General features: G+C 76.1%; 6 protein-coding genes. 5 read left to right on the top strand and 1 reads right to left on the bottom strand.

Going from position 1 to position 4394, the window contains the following annotated elements; genetic code table 11:
- Window positions 1–77 precede the first annotated feature (77 nt).
- Window positions 78–1040 carry a tRNA (adenosine(37)-N6)-dimethylallyltransferase MiaA gene (gene miaA, locus DT057_RS34050; protein WP_128566425.1) on the bottom strand — a complete coding sequence of 321 codons (963 nt, stop codon included), beginning with the start codon at window positions 1038–1040 and terminating at the stop codon, window positions 78–80.
- Between the two features lie 71 nt (window positions 1041–1111).
- On the opposite strand from miaA, the gene serB reads away from it, so the two are divergent.
- From serB to DT057_RS34075, 5 genes are all read left to right on the top strand, one after another.
- Window positions 1112–2008 carry a phosphoserine phosphatase SerB gene (serB, locus tag DT057_RS34055; protein WP_128566429.1) on the top strand — a complete coding sequence of 299 codons (897 nt, stop codon included), beginning with the start codon at window positions 1112–1114 and terminating at the stop codon, window positions 2006–2008.
- A gap of 36 nt (window positions 2009–2044) precedes the next feature.
- Window positions 2045–2674 (top strand): DNA-3-methyladenine glycosylase I, encoded by a 630-nt coding sequence (locus DT057_RS34060; protein WP_128566426.1) that lies wholly within the window; start codon window positions 2045–2047, stop codon window positions 2672–2674.
- Window positions 2675–2700: 26 nt separating this feature from the next.
- Entirely contained in the window at window positions 2701–3288 is a 588-nt protein-coding gene (locus DT057_RS34065; protein ID WP_128566430.1) for a YfbR-like 5'-deoxynucleotidase, read from the top strand.
- A gap of 12 nt (window positions 3289–3300) precedes the next feature.
- A complete protein-coding gene (locus DT057_RS34070; protein WP_128566427.1) occupies window positions 3301–3813 on the top strand; it encodes a tyrosine phosphatase family protein in 513 nt (170 codons plus the stop codon).
- Window positions 3814–3973: 160 nt separating this feature from the next.
- Window positions 3974–4261 carry an exodeoxyribonuclease VII small subunit gene (locus tag DT057_RS34075; RefSeq protein WP_128566428.1) on the top strand — a complete coding sequence of 96 codons (288 nt, stop codon included), beginning with the start codon at window positions 3974–3976 and terminating at the stop codon, window positions 4259–4261.
- The last annotated feature ends 133 nt before the right edge of the window (window positions 4262–4394 follow it).

The raw sequence follows: 4394 nt of genomic DNA on the forward strand, positions 1-4394 counted from the left end.
GGCCCGCCGCGGCGGCCGCCCCGCCGCCTCCCGCCTCCGGCGACGCGCAGGGACGGCTCTTGTGACGCGCGCGGCGCTCAGGCGGGCGCCGGGTCCCGGGGCGCGTCCCGCGCCCACGCGTCGGGATCGCGCGTCGCCGCCTGCTCCAGCGCCGCCTCGGGCGCCAGCCAGGCCCAGCCCGGCCCGGCCTGGTGGCGAAACCAGGTGACCTGCCGCTTGGCGTAGCGCCGCGTGTCGGCCTGGCCGCGGGCCACGGCCTCGTCGTACGCGAGGTCTCCGGCGAGGTGCGCGACCAGGCCGGGCACCCCGTGGGCCCGCATCACCGGCAGCATCGGGTCGAGGCGGCGCGCGGCGAGCGCCCGCACCTCGTCGAGGGCGCCGGCCGCCATCATGGCGACGAAGCGGGCGTCGATGCGGGCGCGCAGGGTTGCCCGGTCGGGGGTGAGGAAGAGCCGCAGGGACGGCAGGCCGGCGAGGGGGCCCGGCCGGCGGTGCGCGTGGAAGGCCGCGAGGGGGCGGCCCGTGGCGGCCATCACCTCGAGGGCGCGCAGCACGCGCAGGCGGTCCGCGGGCCGCAGCCGCGCGGCGCCCTCCGGGTCCCGGCGGGCGAGGTCGGCGTGCAGGTCGGGCGTGGGCCGGCCCTCGGCCCCGGCCCGGACCGCGTCCCGCACCGCCCCGGGGATCGGCGGCACCGCCGACAGCCCCTCGGTGAGCGCCTTGAAGTAGAGGCCCGTGCCCCCGACGACGATCGGCAGCGCGCCGGCCCGCCAGGTCTCGGCCAGGGCCGCGCCGGCCTCCGCGAGGTAGTGCCCGACCGAGAAGTTCACGGCGCCGTCCACGTGGCCGTAGAGCCGGTGGGGCGCGGCCGCCGCCTCCTCCGGGCTCGGCCGGGCGGTGAGGCGGTGCAGGTCGCGGTAGACCTGCATCGAATCGGCGTTGATCACCGTGCCGCCGTGCCGGCGCGCCAGCGTCAGGGCCAGGGCCGACTTGCCCGAGGCGGTCGGCCCTGCGATGAGGATCGCCCGAACGCGCCCCGTCATGTCCCGCCCTTCTGCCGCGGCCGGGCCGGACGGGACGGCCCGCCGAACCGCCCGTGACCCCGAGCCTCGCGATGACCCTGGTGGCGACCCTGATAGCAAACCCGGAGCGCCCCGCCATCACGGACGCAGTGCTGGCCGAGACCCGGCGCGTGCTGGCGACCGGGCACCAGCCGCGCATCCTGCACGGCGAGGTCGCCGCCGAGGTGCTGGTGCCGGGCGCGCCCGAATCGGCCCCGGCCCTGGCGGAGCGCCTGCGCGCCGCCCTCGGGGGCGAGCCCATCGACGTCGCGGTCCAGCCCGCCGGGCCGCACCGGCGCAAGCGCCTCCTCGTCGCCGACATGGATTCCACCATGATCGGGCAGGAATGCATCGACGAGCTCGCCGACCAGGTCGGGCTGAAGCCGCAGGTCGCGGCGATCACCGAGCGGGCGATGCGCGGCGAGGTCGCCTTCGAGCCGGCCCTGCGCGAGCGCGTCGCCCTCTTGAAGGGCCTCGCCCTCGCGGCCGTCGACGCCGTGATCGCGGCGCGCATCACCCTGATGCCCGGGGCCCGCACGCTGGTCGGGACCATGAAGGCCCACGGCGCCTACACGAGCCTGGTCTCGGGCGGCTTCACGCTGTTCACCGGGCCGGTCGCGGCCCTCATCGGCTTCGACGAGCACCAGGCGAACCGCCTCGTGGTCGCCGACGGGGCGCTCGCCGGCACGGTCGAGGAGCCGATCGTCGGGCGCGACGCCAAGCGGGCGGCGCTGGTCGCGCACCGCACCCGCCTCGGGCTCGAGGCGGCCGAGACGCTGGCGGTCGGCGACGGCGCCAACGACCTCGCCATGCTGGAGGCGGCGGGCCTCGGCGTCGCCTACCGGGCGAAGCCCGCGGTGGCGGCCGCCGCCCACGCGCGGATCGAGCACGGCGACCTCACGGGCCTGCTCTACCTGCAGGGCTTCGCGGCGAGCGAGTTCGTCGGGTAGGTTGTCTTCTCGGGGCGCGCCGCTACACCGGCCGGCATGTCGACAGGACTCGTCCATCATCCCGACGGCCAGGACCGCTGCTGGTGGCCCGGCACCGATCCGCTCTACGTCGCCTACCACGACACCGAGTGGGGCGTGCCGGAGCACGACGACCGCGCGCTGTTCGAGAAGCTGATCCTCGACGGGTTCCAGGCCGGCCTGTCCTGGATCACCATCCTGCGCCGGCGCGACCGGTTCCGCCGCGCCTTCGCGGACTTCGAGCCCGCCGCCATCGCGCGCTTCGGCGAGGCCGAGGTCGAGGCGCTGATGCGGGACGAGGGCATCATCCGCAACCGGGCCAAGATCGTCGCGACGGTCCGGGGCGCCCGCGCCTACCTCGCCATGCAGGAGCGCGGCCGGGGTTTTTCCGACTTCCTGTGGGACTTCGTCGACGGGCGCCCGCTCCAGGGGCGGCCCCGCGCCCGCGCCGACGTCGCGACCGAGACCGAGGTCTCGCGGCGGATCTCCAAGGCCCTCAGGGCGGAGGGGTTCGGGTTCTGCGGCCCGACCATCGTGCACGCCTTCATGCAGGCGGTCGGCATGGTCAACGACCACCTCGTCGGCTGCTGCCGGCACGGCCCCTGCGCGGCCCTGCCGGGCCCGGGCGGCCGCGGGAGCGCGCCGTGACGGCGCCGGCGCGGGCCTGGCAGCGGATGCTCTCGGGGCGGCGGCTCGATCTCCTCGACCCGTCGCCCCTCGACGTCGAGATCGCCGACATCGCCCACGGGCTCGCCCGGGTGGCGCGCTGGAACGGCCAGACGGCGGGGCCGCACGTGTTCTCGGTGGCGCAGCACGCGCTCCTGGTCGAGGCGATCGGCGGCGGCTTCCAGCCCGCCGCCACCGCGGCCGAGCGGCTGGAGCTCCTGCTGCACGACGCGCCCGAATACGTCATCGGCGACATCATCTCGCCCTTCAAGGCCGCGATCGGCCACTCCTACAAGGCGGTGGAGACCCGCCTCCTGGCGGCGATCCGCCTGCGCTTCGGCCTCGCGCCCGCCCCCACGGCCGCGATGCAGCGGCTGATCAAGCGCGCCGACCGGCTCAGCGCCTTCCTGGAGGCGACGGCGCTCGCCGGCTTCTCGCACGGGGAGGCGGTGCGCGTCTTCGGGCGGCCGGAGCCCCTGTCGGTGCCGGTCGACGCCCTGCTCGAGCCCTGGCCGACCGCGCAGGCGCAGGCCCGGTTCCTGGCGCGCTTCACCGCCCTCGCCGACGCGACGCAGGGCGCGGCCGCCCCTGCCTGAGGTCACATCCCCATGCCCAAGGTCTACGTCTGCTCCCTCTCCCGCCTGCCCGAGACCGTGGCGGCGGCCGGCGCGAGCCACGTCGTCACCCTGATCAACGTCGGCACCCCTGTGGTGCGGCCGGCCAGCGTCGCGGCGGAGAACCACCTGTTCGTCGGGGTGAGCGACATCACGGAGGCCCTCGAGAGCCACGTCCTGCCCGATCGCGCCCACGTCGCGCAGCTCCTCGACTTCGTGCGGGCCTGGGGACGGGCGCAGCCGATCGTGATCCACTGCTACGCCGGCATCAGCCGCTCCACCGCGGCCGCCTACATCGCGACCTGTGCGCTGCGGCCCGAGCGCGACGAGGCCGGGATCGCCCGCGCGCTCCGGGAGGCCTCGCCCTCCGCCACCCCGAACGCCCGCCTCGTCGCCCTCGCGGACGAGATGCTCGGCCGAAAGGGCCGCATGGTCGCGGCGATCGCCGCCATCGGGCGCGGGCAGGACGCCTTCGAGGGCGAGCCGTTCAGCCTGAGCCTCGAGTGAGGCGGGGCCGGGCGCCCGGCCCGAGGGATACCGTCGCAGGTGTGGCCGAAACGCAGCCCTCGACCCGCAATTGCAACCCGCCGGCGCCGGCCCGCGGCCGGAGGGTTGTTTCACGCGCCGCCCGCCGTCATAACCCGTTGCTCGTGAGGAGCATCCTGGGATGACCGTAGCCCGGTCCGACGCCAGCCGCGCGGCGGCCCCCGCACCCGGCCCGACCGGCGCCGCAGACCTGCCGTTCGAGAAGGCGCTGGAGGAGCTCGAGGGCATCGTGCACCGCCTCGAGCAAGGCAACGTGCCGCTCGACGAGTCGGTGGCGATCTACGAGCGCGGCGAGGTGTTGAAGCGCCACTGCGAGGCGCTGCTTCAGCGCGCCGAAACGCGTATCCAGCGCATCACCCTGGGGGCGGACGGACGCGCCGCCGGTACGGCGCCGCTCGATGTCGCCTGACCGCCGGCCGCTCCGGCCGGCCCGCTCCCGCTCATCCCGCCCGGCCTGCCGGCGGGCTTCCCCCTTCCGGACGTGAGGATGGCTCCGGTGTCACCGCTCAACCTCCCCCTCCTTGACCGCGTTGTTGACGCGC

It is taken from the genome of Methylobacterium crusticola (assembly GCF_003574465.1).
Classification (GTDB): Bacteria; Pseudomonadota; Alphaproteobacteria; order Rhizobiales; family Beijerinckiaceae; genus Methylobacterium; species Methylobacterium crusticola.

Bases quoted from the DNA above. Each gene is read 5' to 3' on its own strand.
- miaA (WP_128566425.1), bottom strand. From the start codon at position 1,040: ATGACGGGGCGCGTTCGGGCGATCCTCATCGCAGGGCCGACCGCCTCG.
- serB (WP_128566429.1), top strand. From the start codon at position 1,112: ATGACCCTGGTGGCGACCCTGATAGCAAACCCGGAGCGCCCCGCCATC.
- DT057_RS34060 (WP_128566426.1), top strand. From the start codon at position 2,045: ATGTCGACAGGACTCGTCCATCATCCCGACGGCCAGGACCGCTGCTGG.
- DT057_RS34065 (WP_128566430.1), top strand. From the start codon at position 2,701: ATGCTCTCGGGGCGGCGGCTCGATCTCCTCGACCCGTCGCCCCTCGAC.
- DT057_RS34070 (WP_128566427.1), top strand. From the start codon at position 3,301: ATGCCCAAGGTCTACGTCTGCTCCCTCTCCCGCCTGCCCGAGACCGTG.
- DT057_RS34075 (WP_128566428.1), top strand. From the start codon at position 3,974: ATGACCGTAGCCCGGTCCGACGCCAGCCGCGCGGCGGCCCCCGCACCC.